Annotated in this window: 14 protein-coding genes; 9 read left to right on the top strand and 5 right to left on the bottom strand. The window is 71.7% G+C overall.

Going from position 1 to position 17709, the window contains the following annotated elements; genetic code table 11:
* Positions 1-80: 80 nt before the first annotated feature.
* The 8 genes from CRP50_RS07735 to CRP50_RS07705 all read left to right on the top strand — a co-directional run bounded on the left by CRP50_RS07735 (position 81) and on the right by CRP50_RS07705 (position 10591).
* A complete protein-coding gene (locus tag CRP50_RS07735; RefSeq protein ID WP_097278442.1) occupies positions 81-875 on the top strand; it encodes a Crp/Fnr family transcriptional regulator in 795 nt (264 codons plus the stop codon).
* A 13-nt stretch (positions 876-888) separates the two neighbouring features.
* Positions 889-2244 (top strand): polysaccharide biosynthesis/export family protein, encoded by a 1356-nt coding sequence (locus CRP50_RS07730; protein ID WP_097278441.1) that lies wholly within the window; start codon positions 889-891, stop codon positions 2242-2244.
* Between the two features lie 172 nt (positions 2245-2416).
* Positions 2417-3877, top strand: a complete 1461-nt coding sequence (locus CRP50_RS07725; RefSeq protein WP_097278440.1) for an undecaprenyl-phosphate glucose phosphotransferase — start codon at positions 2417-2419, stop codon at positions 3875-3877.
* Between the two features lie 12 nt (positions 3878-3889).
* The gene (locus tag CRP50_RS07720; RefSeq protein WP_097278439.1) at positions 3890-4702 is read left to right on the top strand and encodes a WecB/TagA/CpsF family glycosyltransferase; all 813 of its coding nucleotides are present in this window, start codon (positions 3890-3892) and stop codon (positions 4700-4702) included.
* Positions 4699-6363, top strand: a complete 1665-nt coding sequence (locus CRP50_RS07715) for a GumC family protein (RefSeq protein ID WP_097278438.1) — start codon at positions 4699-4701, stop codon at positions 6361-6363. Before CRP50_RS07720 ends, CRP50_RS07715 begins: the two co-directional genes overlap by 4 nt.
* Positions 6360-7931 carry a glycosyl hydrolase family 28-related protein gene (locus CRP50_RS07710; RefSeq protein ID WP_097278437.1) on the top strand — a complete coding sequence of 524 codons (1572 nt, stop codon included), beginning with the start codon at positions 6360-6362 and terminating at the stop codon, positions 7929-7931. The genes CRP50_RS07715 and CRP50_RS07710 overlap by 4 nt, the downstream gene beginning before the upstream one ends.
* A gap of 9 nt (positions 7932-7940) precedes the next feature.
* Positions 7941-9311 (top strand): hypothetical protein, encoded by a 1371-nt coding sequence (locus CRP50_RS25520; RefSeq protein ID WP_101613976.1) that lies wholly within the window; start codon positions 7941-7943, stop codon positions 9309-9311.
* Positions 9308-10591 carry a lipopolysaccharide biosynthesis protein gene (locus CRP50_RS07705; protein ID WP_101613974.1) on the top strand — a complete coding sequence of 428 codons (1284 nt, stop codon included), beginning with the start codon at positions 9308-9310 and terminating at the stop codon, positions 10589-10591. Before CRP50_RS25520 ends, CRP50_RS07705 begins: the two co-directional genes overlap by 4 nt.
* Positions 10592-10695: 104 nt before the next feature.
* Here CRP50_RS07705 and CRP50_RS25515 read toward each other — a convergent pair whose 3' ends face one another.
* Positions 10696-11046, bottom strand: coding sequence for a hypothetical protein (locus CRP50_RS25515; RefSeq protein WP_176525078.1), 351 nt, complete (start codon positions 11044-11046; stop codon positions 10696-10698).
* Positions 11047-11151: 105 nt separating this feature from the next.
* On the opposite strand from CRP50_RS25515, the gene CRP50_RS25510 reads away from it, so the two are divergent.
* Positions 11152-11952: a Crp/Fnr family transcriptional regulator gene (locus CRP50_RS25510; RefSeq protein ID WP_176525077.1), complete on the top strand. Its 801-nt coding sequence runs from the start codon at positions 11152-11154 to the stop codon at positions 11950-11952.
* Here CRP50_RS25510 and CRP50_RS26010 read toward each other — a convergent pair.
* The 4 genes from CRP50_RS26010 to CRP50_RS07680 all read right to left on the bottom strand — a co-directional run bounded on the left by CRP50_RS26010 (position 11903) and on the right by CRP50_RS07680 (position 17584).
* Positions 11903-12373, bottom strand: coding sequence for a hypothetical protein (locus CRP50_RS26010; protein ID WP_245913403.1), 471 nt, complete (start codon positions 12371-12373; stop codon positions 11903-11905). The genes CRP50_RS25510 and CRP50_RS26010 overlap by 50 nt on opposite strands.
* A 50-nt stretch (positions 12374-12423) precedes the next feature.
* Positions 12424-12807 (bottom strand): response regulator, encoded by a 384-nt coding sequence (locus CRP50_RS07690; protein ID WP_097278433.1) that lies wholly within the window; start codon positions 12805-12807, stop codon positions 12424-12426.
* A gap of 9 nt (positions 12808-12816) precedes the next feature.
* Positions 12817-16380: a chemotaxis protein CheB gene (locus tag CRP50_RS07685; protein ID WP_176525076.1), complete on the bottom strand. Its 3564-nt coding sequence runs from the start codon at positions 16378-16380 to the stop codon at positions 12817-12819.
* A 493-nt stretch (positions 16381-16873) separates the two neighbouring features.
* Positions 16874-17584, bottom strand: a complete 711-nt coding sequence (locus CRP50_RS07680; RefSeq protein ID WP_217992014.1) for a winged helix-turn-helix transcriptional regulator — start codon at positions 17582-17584, stop codon at positions 16874-16876.
* Positions 17585-17709: the final 125 nt, after the last annotated feature.

The following is a 17709-nucleotide window of genomic DNA, read 5'->3' as shown; positions in this document are numbered from 1 at the left end:
TGCCGCAGACTCCCGCCGAGCGCGTGTCCCCGGTCGCTGCGACCGTGTGTCGCGCACTCACCATCGACGGAGTTTCCGGAATGGAATTCATTGCGAAGGACGAGGACGCCGCCGTCCGCGCCACCTCTCTGTCGGCGTCCTCCACGGGGGCGCAGGGCCCGCGTGCCGCGGCTTCACCGCACGACAAGCGCCGGTCCCGCAACGCCGTCCTCAACCGGTCCATGCCGTCGGATGCCGCCCTGATCATGGCTTGCGCGGAACGGGTGCGCCTGCACCGCGGCGAGACCCTGACCGACATCGGCGATCCGGTGGTTCGCCTGTGCTTCCCGGAAACGGCGGTGCTGGCCCTGGTGGTGCCCATGCGCGACGGCACTTCGGCCGAGGTCGCCTTCGTCGGCTGCGAGGGCATGGTGGGCGGCATGGCGCTGCTCGGCGTGCCGGCGTCCGCCGTACGGGCCACGGTTCTGGTCGGCGGCGATGCCCTGCGCGTGCCGGTGGCGACAGTCCGCCGCCTGTGCGACGCCAGCCGTACCCTGCACGCCAGCCTGCTCGGGGCCGAGGCTCTGCTGCACGCAGCCGTGGTGCGGTCGGCGGCCTGCCATGCCCTGCACCCGGCGCGGGCGCGGCTGGCGCGCTTCCTGCTGGAGTTCCAGGACCGCACCGGCAAGGAGACCCTGCTGCTCACCCAGGACGAAACGGCGGCCATGCTCGGGGTGCAGCGCACCACGGTGACGGCTGCGGCGCACGGCCTCATGGAGCGGGGCCTCATCACCTATCGCCGTGGCCAGATCGGCATTCTCGACCGTCCGGGCCTCGAAGCCATGGCCTGCGAGTGCTACCACGCCGCGCCCAGTCGCATCCTGCAGCACGGGTGAGGAGACCGCCGCCATGGCTCGCCGCCCGTCCCTGCGCCTGCCGAGTCTCGCCGCCACCGCGGTCGTCGCGGCCGTCGCGGCCGCCGCCGCCGCCCCACCCGCGCGCGCCGCCGACGCCCCGCCGCAGGCGGAGCATCGGCTGGCGGCGGGCGAGGCCGTGAAGATCGCCGTCTACGGCCAGAACGACCTGTCCGGCACCTATCAGGTGGGGCTCGACGGGCGCATCCGGCTGCCGCTGGCGGGCGGCATCGCCGTCGCCGGGCTCGACCTGGCGGCGGCCGAGGCGGCCATCCGGGAGCGGGTCGCGGCGGTGCTGGAGTACGCCGCGCCGGTCACCATCGACATGGCGGCCTACCGCCCGGTCTTCGTGGTCGGTGCCGTCACCCGGCCGGGCCAGCAGGCCTACCAGCCGGGCCTGCAGGCCCTGCAGGCCTATGCCTCGGCGGCGGGGCTGAGCGGCGCCTCGGGCGGCGACCAGATGATCGAGATCCTCGCCGCGCGCCACAAGGTGCGCCAGTTCGAGGCCGAAGTGCGCGACCTGCTGATCCGTCGCGCCACCCTCGAGGCCGCCCTGGCCGGGCGCAGCGACATCCTCCTGCCGCCGGAACTGGCATCCGAGGCCGCGACGCCGGCGGTGCAGGACCTGCTGCTCAACCAGGTCGCCTTTCTCGCCTCCGAGGACGTGGTGATGACCAACGCCCGCAGCCTCACGCAGCGCCAGATCGAGCAGCTCGACCAGGAGATCGCCGCCCTGGCGGGCGAGGAAACCGCCCTCGACACCCAGCGCAGCCTGGTGGTGAAGGAACTGCAGAAGACCCAGTCGCTGCGCAACGAAGGCCTGACCACCAGCAGCCGGCTGCTGAGCCTGCAGCAGATGCGCAGCGACCTGGAAGCAGACCGCTACCGCCAGGCGGCCTATCTGTCGCGGGCCCGGCAGGAGAAGATCCGCGTCGAGGAAAAGCTCCGCACGCTCGAAGAAGACCGGCGCAACACCTACCTGCGCGAAACCGCCGACGTGGTGCGCGACCTGGAAATCGCCCGTGCCAAGCTGGCGGCCGCACGCGACCAGGCCCTCGCCCTCGGCATGATCGGCGCTGGCGCGGCGGTGGGGGGCGGGGCCGAGCCGCTGACCTTCACGGTCAGCCGGGTGATCGACGGCCGCCTGACGATCCTGGAGGCAGGGCCGGAAACGCCCCTGCTGCCGGGCGACGTGCTGGAAGTGGCCGCCGCCCCCGCCGCCCTGCCGCCCTCCGCCGCCGGTGGTGGTGGTGGCGGCGCCCAGGCCGTCGCCTGCCGCGTCGGGGCGGACCACCACGGGCCGGTCCTGGTGTGCGATCCGGCCGTTGCGCCCGCCGGTGACCTTCAATAACACTATAATATATGTCCAATATGATCTATCGGTTTACTTCACTTTAGAGCGACCATACCGTCGGGTTTTCGACAGATACAGAGTTACGGCGCCGCCTAATCTTCCATGAAACTTCCGTGACGCTCGCACCGGTTTCCCTGCTCCGGGACCGGCCGAAGCCCAGAGGTGCCTCATGGTCGCGCTCGTCTCCCTTCTGTCCGCCCGACCGCAATGGCTCGGCGAACCGGTGCTCGGTGGCCTGCTGCGGGTCGGCGACGGCGGCCTTCTCGCCGCCGCCGCGGTCCTCGCCCATCCGTCGCTCTACGACCGGGCGGAGGTCTCGTTCTGGACCGAGTTCTACTGGCCGGAACTGTTCCTCGTCCTGCTCGGCCAGCTCCTTCTCATGCTGCTGTTCACGGCGGCGGAGCTTTACGCCCCCGCCCGCGTGCAGCACCGGCCGCGCCGCCGGTTCCTGGTCGCCTACGGCCTGACCGCGGCCGGGGTGGTCGGGCTCGCCCTGCTGGTGTCGCTGGAATACCCGGTGTCCCGCCTGTGGCTCGGCCTGTGGCTGCTGCTCGGCGCCGGCTTCGTCTTCGCGGGCCGCGCCTCCATGGCCGCCGCGCTGCGCTGGTGGTCGCGCAGCGGGCGCATGGTGCGCAACACGGTCATCGTCGGCGACTACGGCGTGGCGCGCGGCCTGGCGGAGAAGATGGTCGCCGCCGGCGACCCCACCGTACGCCTGCTCGGCGTCTTCCACGACGGCCGGCCCGACCACGAGCCGGCGGACGGCGGGACGTCGCCCTTCCCCACCGGCGGCACGCGCGAGGACTTCCTGGCCTTCGTGCGCAGCGCGGCGGTGGACGAAGTGGTGGTCGCCCTGCCCTGGCACGCCGACGAGCGGCTGTCCGACTGGCTCGGCGTGCTGCGCAACGTGCCCGCCGAGGTGCTGGTGTGCCCCCCTGTCGGCGCCATCCGCGCCCCCGACCCGGCGGCCGGCGTCGCCGTGCTGGCCGGCCGGCCGCTCCTGCGCATCGCCGCGCGCCCGCTGGACGGCTGGAGCTACGTCATCAAGCTGGCCGAGGACCGGCTGCTCGCCGCCGTCCTGGTGACGGCGCTGGCGCCGCTCATGCTGCTGATCGCCGTCGCCGTGCGGCTCGACAGCCCGGGGCCGGTGCTGTTCCGCCAGAAGCGCAACGGCTTCAACAACAAGGTCATCGAGGTGCTGAAGTTCCGCACCATGGCGGCCGCCACCTGCCAGGCCGGCGACGGCGCCTTCGACCAGGCCCGCCGCGACGACCCGCGCATCACCCGCGTCGGCCGCTTCCTGCGCCGCACCAGCCTGGACGAGCTGCCGCAGCTGTTCAACGTGCTCGGCGGCAGCATGAGCCTGATCGGCCCGCGCCCCCACGCCGTCGCCCACAACGCGCAGTTCGAGCGGGTCATCAACGCCTACCTCGGCCGCCACCGTGTGAAGCCGGGCATCACCGGCTGGGCGCAGGTGAACGGCCACCGGGGCGAGACCGACACGCGCGAGAAGATGGAGCTGCGCGTGCAGCACGACCTCTACTACATCGAAAACTGGTCGCTTGCGCTGGACCTCGAAATCCTCGTGCGGACGTTCGGGGTGCTCGTCTCCTGCCGCAACGCCTACTGAGAGGGTGGCGCCATGACGACGACCGTCTCCGCCCCGTCCCGCCGCGCCGCCTTCTGCGGCGTCTCCCTCAGCGTCGGCGTCACCGCCGATGAGGCCGTGCACGCCGCCTTCGACGCCGGCGGCCCGACGCTGACCACCTTCGTGAACCCCTATTCCCTGGTGCTCGCCCGCGACCCCGGCTACGCCGCCCTGTTCGACGACTTCGACCTGGTGCTGCCCGACGGCATCGGCGTGTCGTGGGGGTGGCGGCTGGTGCGCGGCGGCGATCTGCCGCGGCTGAGCTTCGACACCACCTCCCTCGCCCTGCCGGTGCTGCGCCGCGCCGCCGCCGACCGCCGCCCGGTGCTGCTGATCGGCGGCGCCGCCGGCGTCGCCCCGCGGGCGGCGGAGCAGGTGCAGGCCCACGTTCCCGGCCTGGACATCTGCGGCACCCTCGACGGGTTCCGCACGCCAGAGGCCTATGCCGAGGCGGTCGAGCGGTCCGCGCCGGGCCTCGTGATCGTCGGCATGGGGGCGCCGTGGCAGGAACGCCTGCTGCTGGCCCTGCGCGCCGCCGGCGCCCTGCGCTGCCCGGCCTTCACCTGCGGCGGCTACTTCGATCAGCTGGCCGGCGGCCTGCACTACTACCCGCGCGCCGTCGACGCGCTGAACCTGCGCTGGCTCTACCGCTTGCTGCGCGAGCCGCGCCGGCTGTGGCGGCGCTACCTGGTGGAATACCCCAAGTACGCCGGCCTGCTGGCCGCCGAGGTGCGCCGCCGGGTGCCGGCCGCCACGCTGGCCGGGGCGAGCGAGCCGCCGTTCGGCCGGCGCGGAGACCTGTCATGAGGGGCGCTCCCGCCGGCGAGCGGCCGGCCGCCACCGCGTCGGAGCCGCTGCTGTCGCTGCACGACCTGCTGCACATCCTGCGCCGCCGCGCGCCGACCATCGCCCTGGTGGTGGCGGTGGTGACGCTGCCGTCCTTCGCGGTCGGCGTCCTGCGCGGGCCGCAGTACACGGCGACCGCCTCGGTGCTGATCGAGCCCAACCTGCCGGCCGGCGGCGCCACCTCGCCGCTGCCGGCCATCATCGACACGCAGGCCGACATCCTGAAGTCGCGCACCCTGGTGCGGCGGACCATGCAGGAGCTGGCGCTCTACGACCACCCCGACTACCGCGTCGAGCCGGGCGACATGGCGCCGCGCTTCGCCTGGCTGACCAGCACGCCGCCCGCCGATCCGGCGGCGCCCGAGGAATCGCCGGAACAGGCGGCCCAGGCGGCGGAGGAGCGCACCCACGACTTCGCGGCCGAGAAACTGGCGGAGGACCTGAAGGTGTCCAACGCCGGCGACAGCTACGTGCTGACCGTCAGCTTCAGGGCCCGCGACCCCGACCTCGCAGCCGCCGTGGCCAACGCCCTGGCGACCGCCTACCTCGACCGCCAGGTGACCGAGAAGCGCGAGGCCGCCCGCCGCAGCGTCGAATGGCTGAGCGGCCAGCTGGCGGCCCAGCGCGAGGACGTGCTGGCGACCGAGCGCGAACTGGCCGAACTGCGCGCCAAGCACCTGTTCGTCGTCGACAAGGCGGTGGCACGCTCGGAAGGCGGCGTGCTGCTGCAGGACCTGGACCGGGCGGCGGCGGTCAAGCGCAGTTCCTACGACAGCCTGCTCACCCGCCTTTACGAGGCCGAGACGCGCCTCGACACGGTGGCGGCCGACGCCCGCATCATCTCGCGGGCCGAAAGCCCCACCAAGCCCAGTTCGCCCTCGCCCTTCCTGTTCGCCGCCGTCGGCTTCACCGCCTCGGGCGTGCTCGGCGTGCTGGCCGGGCTCATGCGCGAGGCCCTGGACCGCCGCCTGCGCACGGCGGACCGGGCGGAGGCGCTGCTCGGCCTGCCCTGCCTCGCGGTGGTGCCGGCGGTGCGCGAGGTGCCGCTGCACCGGCTGGTGCGCCAGTCGCCGCAGGCGCCGACCGCGCAGGCGGTTCGCTCGGTGGCGGTGCGGCTGCTGGCCGCCGACCCGCCGCCCGTCGCCGTCGCCGTCACCACCACCGCCGCCGACCCGGGCGCCGCCGCCCTCGCCGCCGCGCTCGCCTGCGTGCCCGACGGCGGACGCACCGTGCTGGTCGACCTCGACCTCGCGACGCCGCGACTGGCCGCCCTGCTCGACCTGAAGACCGCCGCCGAGGGAGACGCCGCGACCGTGCAGCGCGACGCCATGCCGGGTGTCGATGTCCTGTGCGTGCCGACGGCGCACCCGGCGCCGCTCACCGACGCCGGCTTGCGGGCGCTGATGGCCGACTTGCGGCAGCGCTACGACCGCGTGCTGGTGGCGGCCCCCGCGGCCAGCGAGACCGCCGACGCCTGCCTGGTGGCGCGCAACGTCGACGCCGTCGTCTTCGCCGAACGGCCGGCCGGCGCCCCGGTGGACCGCACCGCGGCCGCGGCCGCCGCCCTGGCCGCCGCCGGCGGTCGCGTTCTCGGCATCGTTCTCCTGGAGGGCCGCCCATGACCCCGCCGCCGATCCCGCCCGGACCGACCCGCCGCGCCCTGCTCGCCGCCGCCACCCTGACCGCCGGCGGCGCCGTTCTGCCGGCGGCGGCGACTGCTGCCACACCGGTGGCCGACGCGCCCCCGCCCGGCGGCTGGCCGTCGCTCGCCGACTTCGGCGCCGTCGGCGACGGGCGCACCGACGACCGCACCGCCGTTCAGGCCGCCCTCGACTGGGCCGGCGAACGGCCCGGCAGCTCCATCCGCGTGCCCGACGGCCTGTTCGGCCTCGGCGGCCCGCTGCTGGTGCCCGACAAGATCGAGATCGTCGGCCTGATGCCGGGGTCCGGCAACAGCCCCATGTGCGGCTTCCGCGCCCTGCCGGGCTTCGCCTCCGACCTGGTGCAACGGTACCGCACGCGCGAGGCCGAGCAGTCGCTGCCCGTGGCCGCCCTGCTGGTCAGCCGCGAGTGGGTCGCCGGCAAGGACTTCGCCGGCCGGCTGCACATCCGCGACCTGTTCCTCGACGTCGACGGCCAGGTGGACGGCCGCGGGGCGCCGATCCACGGCATGATGCTGACCAACCAGAAGGTCGACGCCGACAACGTGTGGATCCGCCACGCCACCGGCTTCGGCCTGTGGATCAACGCCCAGTTGCCCGACGGCACCTTCGTGAAGCCCATCGTCGATTCCGTGCTGCGGCGGGTGTGGGTGCGCGGGGCGGGCATCGGCGACGCCACCTATACCACCGACCACGGCACCTTCCGGTTCGGCGGCTTCCAGATCGGCGCCCTGGCCGGCGCCCGCGACCCGGACGGCGAGGCCGAACCGGCGCTGGCGACGGACGGCACGCTCGACGGCTGCACCGTCGCCACCGGGCCGGAGGACGATCTGGGGTGTCGCGGCGACGCCATCCACATCACCCAGGCCGCCGGCTGGCGCGTCATCGGCTGCCACGTCAACGGCGCCGGCCGCAACGCCCTGCTGCTGCGCAAGGCCTATCATACCGAGGTCACCGGCAACTACCTCGACGGCTGGGCGGTCGCCGTCGACCGGAACGAAGGGCTGCTGGCGGCGGTGTCCTGCCCCGCCATGATCTCGCTGGCGGGTGACGCCGAGGGCACCATGATCGTCGGCGCCAACCGCATTCGCGCCCGCAAGGTCGGCGCCACCACCGGCAACCGCTTCGCTGCCCTGTCGCTGCGGGCGGGGGTGAGCGGCACGCCGCGCTGCGTGGTGTTCGGCAACACGATGTCGCGCCGGCGCGACGCCGCGCACCCCTTCGGCGCCTTCGACTTCAGCCGCGCCGGCGGCGGCAGCCGCGACAACGGGCTGGAGGCGGTGGTGGTCGGCAACGCGGTGGCCGGCGGCATCGACCTGTTCCTCGACCCGTGGGACGAAGGTGGGGTCGCCGTCTCGTTCTCCGGCAACAACTTCCAGACCGCCGACGCCCCGCCGACCGCCGGCTGGCACCCCAAGGGGCTGCGCATCGACAACGCCCACCCCGCCGCCGGCGGCTGGGGCGGCTGGGTGAACGTCGCCGCCGGCAAGCCGGGAACCTGGAAGGGCAGCGGTCGGATCGAGAGCTGAGGCGCCCGCATGACCCACTCCCCCGCCGTCGCCGCCGCCCGCACCCGCCTGCTGCTGCAGGGCTACATCCTCGGCATTCCGCTGTGGTGGGTGCTCGGCATCGACTTCATCGTGGTGCAGGGACTGGCGGCGCTGCTGGTCGTGGTCTGCCTGACGGCGCACCGGCGCTTCAGCCTGTCGGACCACCTGCTGGCGGCGACCATTCTGTCGCTTTGCCTGTCGGCCTACCTCGGCGGCTTCCTGCAGGGCAGCGAGCACTCGCGCTTCGTCGCCGCCCTCTACAACCTGTCGTTCTGGGTGTGCGGCCTGATCCTGGTGCAGCAGGTACGCCACATCCTCGTGCACGATCCCGACGGCCGCATGCGCCTCCTGTGGGCCGGACACGTCGCCTTCCTGATGCTGGTGGCCTGCGGTTGGGGCGCCGTCGCCCTAGCCTATGCCGTGGGTGACCTGTCGCTCATCACGCCAAGCGTCTTCGGGCTGCTGGTCGGCGACCGCATCCCGGACTCGGCGCCGCACATCCAGCGCCACGCCTGGCTGGTGTTCACCCTGGCCGACTGGGGCCTGCCGGGCGTGCCGATGCCGCGCATGCGGGTGTTCGGCCCCTATCCCGCCGCCACGGCGGCCACCGTCGCCGCATTGGGTACCCTGTCGCTGCTCTACGTCGCCGAGCGCCACGGCCGCGGCTTGCGGTTCCTGGTCCTCGAGGCGGTCGTGCCCTTCACCCTCGCCCTCACCCTCACCCGGTCGAGCCTCGGCGGCTGGGTGATGGGGTTCGTGCTCGCCAACCTGCTGTTCGGCACCATCCACCGCCGCCTGACCGCCGCCGCCGTGGCGGTGATGGCCGGAGGCATGGTGCTGCTCGGCTCCCTCGACGTCGGCGAGGCGGCCAGCTACCGCCAGTACAGTTCCGAAAGCCGCTTCGAGAACTATGCCGAGGCGGTGGAACGCACCCTCGACCTCGCGCCCATCCTCGGCCTCGGCATCAAGCCGCGGGAGGAGAGCCACATCGCCCTCGGCTCCCACTCCACCTATGTCTCGGTGTTCACCAAGGGCGGCATCCTCGGCCTGCTGCTGGCGACGGCCTATCTGGTGCTGCTGCCGGCGGCGCGCTGGACGCTGGCGTGGATGATGACCGCCACCGGCGCCGCCCGGCTCGACGCCCGCGGGGTGACGGAGCTGCGCATCCTGCTCACCTTGCAAGTGGCGACCTGGGTATGGCTCGGCTTCGAGGACCTGGACGCGCCGGCCACCGCCGCGGCGCTGCTGTTCATCGGCATGGCGCTGATCGGCGACGGCACAGGCCGCACCCTGGCCGGTGCCGGGCCGCGGGCACAGGCCCGTCCCGGCCGCCCCCTGCTGCGGAGGAGGACGGCATGACCGCACGCGACCGCCTGCGCGGCCTCTGGCGCAGCCGCATCCTGCGTGTCCTGGCGGTGCGCAGCGCCGGCGTGCTGGCGCTCTACGGCCTGGAGATCACCCTGGCGCGCCGGCTGGGCGTCGCCGGCTACGGGGTTTTCGCCTACCTGCTGGTGACGGCGACCCTGGTGGCCCGCTTCGCTCCGCTCGGCTGGCAGAACGCCGCCACCCGCTTCGTCGCCGCCGCCCGGGCGCACGACGACCTGCCGCTGCTCAAGGCCGGCCTCGCCCGCGCCTATCTGAGCGCGGCCGTCGGCCTCGTCGCGGCCGGCCTGCTGCTGGCCGCACTCGCCCGGACGCCCCTGCTGGCGGCGGCGTGGCTGCCGGCGGTGGGGTTGCCGCTGGCGGCGGCGCTGACGCTTCTGGAGCTGCACCGCTTCATCCTGCGCGGGCTCGACCGCAGCGAGGCCGGCGAGGCCCTGCCCATGCTGCTGCTGCCCATGCTGGTGATCGCCGGCCTGTGGCTCCTGCCGGTGCGGGAGGCGGCGACGGCGGCGGTCCTCTACGCCGGCGCGGCGGGGGTGGCGCTGGCGGTTTCGGCGGCGGTGATCCTGCACCGGCTGCCCAAGGGCTGGCGCGCCGCCGCCGCCGCCCCGGCGCCGCGCAGTTGGCTGTGGATGAGCGGCGCCATCCTGATCGGCTCCGTCTCCGACGAAGCCACGGCACGGGTCGCCGTGCTGGTGCTGGGCGCCGCCGGCGACGAGGCGGGCGCCGGGCAGTATCAGGCGGCGGCGCGGCTCGTGCTGATGACGGTCTTCGTGCTGCGGGCCGCCACCGCCTCCTTCAGCCCGCGCATCGCCGCCCTGCACCATGCCGGCGAAACGGCGCGGCTGCGGCGGGAGTATGGCCGCGTCTGCCTCGCCAGCGCCGCCGGCGGGTTGCCGTTCCTGCTTCTGTTCGGCCTGGCGCCGCACGCCGCGCTGGCGCTGTTCGGACCCGGCTTCACCGCCGCCGCGCCGCTCCTGCAGGTGCTGGCCGTGGGCTACATGGCCTCGGCGGCGGCGGGGCCATGCGGCACGGCCCTGATGATGACCGGCCGCGAGCGCGCCTATGCGGTGAATGCCGTCGTCGGCCTCGCCTGCGCCCTCGGCGGCAGTCTGGCGCTGGTGCCGTCGCACGGATCGCTCGGGGCCGCCGCCGCCACCGCCGGCGCGCTGGTCGTCGTCAACCTGCTGAACGTGACGGTGCTGCTGGTCGGCGGCGGTCGGCGCGCGGGACGGCGGCTCGAGGTCGCCCGGTAGACCGGCAGGCGACGGCGCCCTGCGCTCTGCCGGAACCGGCCGACGAGGCGGCGTCGTTCCGGCGCATCCGCCCGGCCTTCGATGCAGAGGCGGCGGTCCCGCCGTCAGGGATGCCGGAGATTTTCCAAGGTCGCGAAGGCAGTCGGACGGCGGGCGGCGACGTCCGCCGCCAGGCCGGCGGCCGGCTCGTCACACGGCGCGATGAAGACGGATACGCTGCGGCACATGAGGTACACCAGGGACTCCCTGTCGATCCATCCGCACACCAGGGCGTCGACGTCCTGGTCGACGATCCTGCGGCGGAGCCGCCGACGGTCGCGGTCCTCGTTGCGGATCCACCGCAGCGCGTCCCCGCCCTTGCTGTCGTGGACCAGTATCCACGGCGCCATTTCGAAGAACGGCGATACGAAAGCGGAAGCTCCCCGCCGGTCGGTGAGTGCGGCGACCCGCTGCATACCTCTTCTCCCGGCTCGCGGCCGACGGCCTGCGGCGCGCATACTTCCAGGTCCACAATAAAAAAGCATCGCAGCGTCACGCTGCGGCCAGGGAGGAAACGAGTCATGGTGTTTCCGCGCCCCCGACCTCCCGAGCGGTCGGACCCCGCCTCCTGCGGCACCCACCGCGCCTGCCGCTCCTGCTGGCGGGATCCTGGGGCGCTGCCACAGGGACACGGCCGCATCCGTCGCTATGCGGCAGGCGCGGACCTCGCGGCGCAGGGCGAGCCGCCGGCGGACATCCTGACCCTCATCGAGGGCTGGCTGCTGCTTTCGGCCTTGCTGAGCGACGGGCGGCGGCAGATTCTCCACATCGTGGTGCCCGGCGACGTGGTGGTGCCCCTCCTCGTCGGCAGTGCGGGCTTCGGCATCCAGGCCGCCACCGATGCCACCGTATGTGCCATGCCGGTGGCGGCTGCGACCACATCGCCGACGGCGCATCCGGCCGGGCTGCATGTCCTGATGAAAGCCATGTCGCGCAATGCCGCGATGGCCTACGAACACCTGACGGCGGTGGGCCGGCGCACGGCCCGCGAGCGCGTCGCGTTGCTGCTGGTCGAGTTGTACTACCGTTGCCGGCGGGCGGCGATCCCCGATCACGCCGTGCAGATCCCGCTCACGCAGGGTGTCCTCGCCGATGCGCTGGGTCTGACCGCGGTACACGTCAACCGCACCCTGAAGACGTTGCGCGCCGACGGGCTCGTCGCCTACGAGGGCGGCATGTTGCGCATCCTCGACCCCGACCGCCTCGCCGCCGCCGCGTGCTTCGACGTCGAGGCGGCCGGCGCGTGGCTGGGCCCCTGCCCGCCCGGTCCGCCTACTCCCGTTCCACCGACCGCACCGATGCCTCCGGGTGCATCCCGATGAAGGCCTTGAGGACGAGCTTGAGCTTGGCGCTCTGCGCCACGTCGTTGGTGCGCGAGGCGTGCTCGATGTCGTCCAGGATCACCTGGCGGATCCGCTTGCCGCCGTCGGGAAGGTGGAGCAGATAGTTGCCCAACTCCACGGCGGCCATTTCGGGGATGTGCTCATGCTGGGCGATGGCCCGGATTTCGTCGTCGGTCAGTTCACTCAGGCCGATGCAGTCCTCGATGGTGAGCATGCCGCCCTCCGGAGTCACTGGTTGCTCAGAATGCCGCCGTCCTGGCCGGCCGGCCGGGTCGAGCACACGGGCGCGGACGATGGTTTCGGTCGCCATCCTGTTGATCGGCTGCTCGTCTCCGCCGGCCTCGACGCGGTAGCGGTGGCCCCCGATCGGCATGACGCGGGTGCCGTGGCTGCCGATCATGGTACGGCAACCATTGTGGCGCGGCGGCGCCGGCCGTGCCTTAACCTGCGTTAGTTCCGGCCGGCGAAGGCTTGGACCATGGCGTTGCTCAGAACGCGCTTGGTGAAGGGCTTGGTCAGCCGCAGCGCATCGGCGAGAATTGGCGTTTCCCCCGCACGGCCGGCGTAGCCGGTGATGAAGAAGAAGGGCACGTTTCGTGCCATGAGCTTCTCCGCAACGGGTAGAATAGATTCACGGCGCAAATTCATGTCGAGAAGCGCGCCGTCCAGCGCGGTGTCGTCGGCCATGGCCAGTGCGGCGGCGACGGTGGATGCGCGCGCCACGACGACGCACCCCAGCTCTCCCAGCATGTCCTCTATCTCCATCAGGACGAGCATCTCGTCTTCGGCGACGAGAATGCGAAGACCGCGAAGGGCTTCTGACCGTCCGTCCATGGCTCAATCCTATGTTGGAGGCAGGCTCGGTACGTTTCCGTGAGACGGCACGATGATCTCGTAGTGCAGCCCGTCCGGCCGGAACGTCGGCGTCGCCGTGCCGCCGAGCTGGTTGACGATGGTCCGCTCGATGAGGCTGGACCCAAAACCGTGACGGGCGGGCGGCGTCACCGGCGGCCCGCCGCTTTCGATCCAGCTCAAATGGATCTGCTCATCCCCGGCCGCCCCCTCCACGCGCCAGTTCACCTGCAGGTGGCCGCTTTTGGAGGACAGGGCGCCGTACTTGACCGCATTGGTCATCAGCTCGTGCAGGACCATCGCCATGGCGACGCCGGCTTCCGGCGTGAGGGACGAGACCGGACCGTCGACGGCGATCCGGTCGTCCGCTCCGTGGGGGTCGAATGTCAGCCGCACGATTTCACCCAGTTCCGTGCTGCCCCAGTCCTGCTGGACCAGCAGGTCGTGGGTGCGGCCGAGCGCGTGCAGGCGCCCTTCGAACGCCTCCTTGAACTCGTCGAGCGACCGGCTGCGCCGCACCGTCTGAAACGCGAGCGACTGCACCATCGCGAGCATGTTCTTCACGCGGTGATTGAGTTCGTCGATCAGGATGGCCGCGCGGTCTTCGGCATCGACACGGGCGGTGACGTCCTCGATGGCGAGCAGAATGAGGTCCCGCGGATCGCCGCCGCGCCGCACCAGCTTGCGCGCATTGAGCAGCATGTTGCGCAGCCCGAGGCGCGGGAAGTGGTGCTTGACGGCGAACCCCTGGAACGGCTTGTCCTCCGCCAGCACGGCCTGCAGCAGGTGCCGCAACTCAGGAATGTCCCATGCGCCGTGATCGAGGTCCTGCAACAGAAGTCCGGCCGACGCTTCCTGGGGACAGGCGAACGACTCGCAGAATGCCGGGTTGATGGACAGCACGCGCAACTCCTGGTCGAGCACCAGGATCGGGTGGCGGACCGTATCGATGATCGCCTCGGCGTAGATGCGGGCTTCGTCGACCGCATCGGTCGCCAGCTTGCGGTCCGTGATGTCGAAGAAGCTGACGACCACCCCGGCGATACGATTGTCGTGCGTGCGGTAGGGGAGCAGACGCCGCATGTACCAGCGGCCGGCGTCGCTGCGCACCTCTGCGTCGATGCCGCTCAGATCCCGGAGCACGGCCTCGGCATCCCGCAGCAGCGCGTCGTCGGCGACCTTCAAGGCGAAATTCTTGATCGGCCGTCCGATATCCGAGGGCATAAGGTCGAGCAGCTTCGTGCTGGCCGGCGAGAACCACATGATGCACAGGGTCTCGTCCAGGAACACCGTCGCGACGTCGCTGCCGGCCAACAGGTTGCTGAGCCGGTCGGCGGCGTCCTCCACCTCCTGGACCTTGTGCTGAAGCTGGCTGTTGAGGGTCTGCAGTTCCTCGTTGAACGACTGCATTTCCTCGTGCGAGGTTTCCAGCTCCTCGTTGGTCGATTGAAGCTCCTCGTTCATCGAGGTCACTTCCTCGTTGGCCGCCTTCAACGCCTCGTTGGCGCCCCCCAGCCGGTCGATCGTGTCCTGCAACTCGGCACGGGTCGTTTCCAGTTCGTCTTCGAAGCTGGCGCGAGCGCCGGCGCCCTCGTGGCCGTCGCCGCGACCGCCGGCGGCCGTGGCGGGGGAATGCGGTGCATCCGCCTTGCAGAAGCTGACCAGAAGCAGACTGCTCGGCCCCTCGGGGGCCGCCACCGGTGCGACGATGACGGTGACCGCCTGCGTGCCGCCGCCCAGCCGGACCCGGGCATGGAGCGTGACGGACCGCCTTTCCCTGGCGGCACGGCGCAGGCCGTCGCTCAGTTTGCCGCGCAGACCGCCGCGCGCCATGGCGAGCAGGTCGCGGCTCGGTTCGCCCGGGGGCGGCGCGAGATAGTCGCCCGTGTCGCCATGGAACCACAGGGCGTGCCCCTTGCCGTCGACCAGCACGGAGGCCGGGGCGAAGCGATCCAGCAGCGCCCGTCGTGCCAGTTCGGCCGGGCGCGCCAGCGGGCGGGCCTCTTCCGGCGCGCCGGGTTCGTCGACCTGCCGCGTCCGCGTGAGCGTCGGCAGGGCCGGGAACTCGACGATGCCGCGGCGGGTCGGACCAAGCCGGCGATAGATGCGCCACTTCTTCGAGACCGCCTCGAACAGGTCGTCCTGCTGCCCGACGGTCTCGGCATTGCCGAGAAACAGATGCCCGCCCTCGCGCAGCGCGAAATGCAGCAGCGCCAGCGCCCGCTTCTGGGCGGTCGGCCCCAGGTAGATCAGCAGATTGCGGCAACTGACCAGGTCGAGGCGGGAGAACGGCGGGTCGCGCAGCAGGCTATGGGTCGCGAACACCACGCGCTCGCGAAGCTCCCGCTTCACCTGATAGTGGCCGTCGAGCTTGTCGAAGAAGCGAAGCAGACGCTCCGGCGGCACCGTCGCGACCGCGCCTTCGGCATAGAGGCCGACGCGGGCCCGGTCCAGGTTGTCGTCCCTGCCATCGGTGGCGAAGACCTTGATGTCGAGCCGCTTGTTCGACGCCTCGGCGCGCTCGACCAGCAGCATGGCGACGGAATAGGCTTCCTCGCCGGTGGCGCAGGCGGGAACCCAGATGCGCACCGGCGTGTCGTCTTCGCGCGCTGCGACCAGCGGCGCGAGCACCGCTTCGTCGAGGGCCTTCCAGGCCTTCGGATCGCGGAAGAACCCCGTGACGCTGATCATCAGATCCTTGACGAGGGTGTCGACCTCGGCCGGATTGGCGCGGAGAAAGTCGACGTAGTCGCCGACGGCCTGAACGCCGTTGAGGCCCATGCGCCGGTGGATGCGGCGCAGGAGCGTGCCGGGCTTGTAATGGCGGAAGTCCTGGCCGGCCCGGGTGCGCAGCAGCGCCAGCACCGGATCGATGGACGGTCCGTCGGGCGGCGCGTCGTCGGCATCTTCCGGCCCGGCAAGGTAGGCGTGCCGGATGTAGCGCAGCAGGGCGTCCGCCATATGCTCCGGCGCGAGAACCTGATCGGCGAGGTTCGCCGTGATGGCGCTGCGCGGCATGCCGTCGAAGGCGGCGGTCGCGGGGTCCTGCACGAGGATGCAGCCGCCGTACGCCTTGACCTCCTTCAGTCCTTCCGTGCCATCGCTGCCGGTCCCCGACAGGACGATGCAGATGGCGCGTTCACGGCGATGCAACGCCAGCGACGCGAACAGCCGGTCGATGGGGTAGCGGTGGCCGCGCCGCTCGGGCGGTGGCGTCAGCTTCATTTTGCCGCCGGCGACCGTCAACGAGGCATCCGGCGCGATCACGTAGACACGGTCGGGCTCGATCGCCATGCCGTCCGCCGCCTCGACCACGGGCATCGCGGTGTGCTGGCCGAGAATGTGCGCCAGGGCGCTCTCGCGGGTGGGGTCGAGGTGCACGACGACCAGGAACGCCATGCCGGTGTCGCACGGCGTCGCCTCGAACAGGCGGATCAGCGCCTGGATGCCGCCCGCCGAGGCGCCGATGCCGACGACGGGAAAGCCGTCCTCGGCGTCATCGGTCGATGCGTCCCCGCCCTCGTCGGATCCGGCGATCGCGGTGTCCTGGGGCAAGCGTGGAGTTGCGGCTTCCTGATCAGCCGGAGGCACCTGACGCCCGGACGCAGCCTTGTTTGGTGGATTAACCATTACACGGTATCGGCATCGCGTTCGGGGGCATCTGTCATGACATCCATTTCCGGTCTCGACAGGCGGTCGACGGAGTTCATGGCCGCTGCGGCGGCGCCCCGCCGACGGCAGGGGGCGGCCCCTGGTGGATGAACCCGATGCGGCACGACCCGTGGCCATCATCCGCCTGAATGAGTAAGCATGATAAATATAATTTCAAGATAGCGCCATGTTTTCCGGCGATTTGCCGTCGGCAAACGCCAGAAAATCTACTCCGAGCCAAAAAAAGCAGTGTCGCCGAAGGCCGGCAGGCGGCGCGAGACCTGCTTCCCGCCTCTCGTCTATTGTGACCGGACGTCCGGTCGAACGAAACGACGACTGCCCATCCCGCGCAACCCGGCCATCGAGCCTGCCCCGACGGACCCGGAACGGGCCGGGCCTATCCCGCACCGACGGCCTCCGCAACCCGCTTCGGCTCGCGTGCGAACGGGCTGAGCCCGAGCCAGACCCCCATCGAGTCCGCCAGCCGCGGATCACCGGAGACCGTCATGGTCCCGTCGTCGGTGGCCGCGCCGGCGCTGCTCAGTCCCATCCAGATGCGGGTCATGGTGCGCAGGTCGGTGACGACGTAGAGGTCGACGTCGAGGCCCGGATCGATGGAACACAGGTCCACCTCGCCGCGATCGACGATGAGCCACCAGTGCCGCCGCGCCTCCCGCAGTTCGGGGTACAGAAACTCGATCACGCAGCGGCGGTCAGGCATGGGCGAGCAGTCGAGGTTGCGCCGCATGTCCCACATCAGAAGCCCCGGCTCCATGTTGCGCAGGCTCGGCTCGGTCTGGACCCAGCGCTGGCCCCACAGGCCCATGGCTTCCACCACCGGGCGCAGGTCGCGGCCGGCTTCCGTCAGCCGGTAGTGGTGCACCTCGGGCTGGCCGAGCGCCACGCGCACGATCAGGCCGGCCTCTTCCAGTTCCTTCAGCCGGGTCGACAGCAACGCCGGCGACATGCGCGCCAGTCCGCGCCGCAGTTCGTTGAAGCGGGTGCTGCCGGCGATCAGTTCCCGCAGGACCACCATGGTCCAGCGCCGGCACAGGATCTCCGCCGCCATGGCGACGGGGCAGAATTGCCCATAGGACTGGGTGGTCACGACACGGCCCTCCCTAAGTACGCTGCCCGAGACATTTCCCGGCAGTACAGTTCCAGAACTTGAGCGCATTTGCCGGACATGTCCAATGTGCATGCGGACGACCTGTCAACCGTTCCGCGGAGATG

The sequence above is a fragment of the Caenispirillum bisanense genome, from assembly GCF_900230255.1.
GTDB lineage: Bacteria > Pseudomonadota > Alphaproteobacteria > Rhodospirillales > Rhodospirillaceae > Caenispirillum > Caenispirillum bisanense_A.
This window is presented reverse-complemented; position numbering and strand designations above follow the sequence as displayed.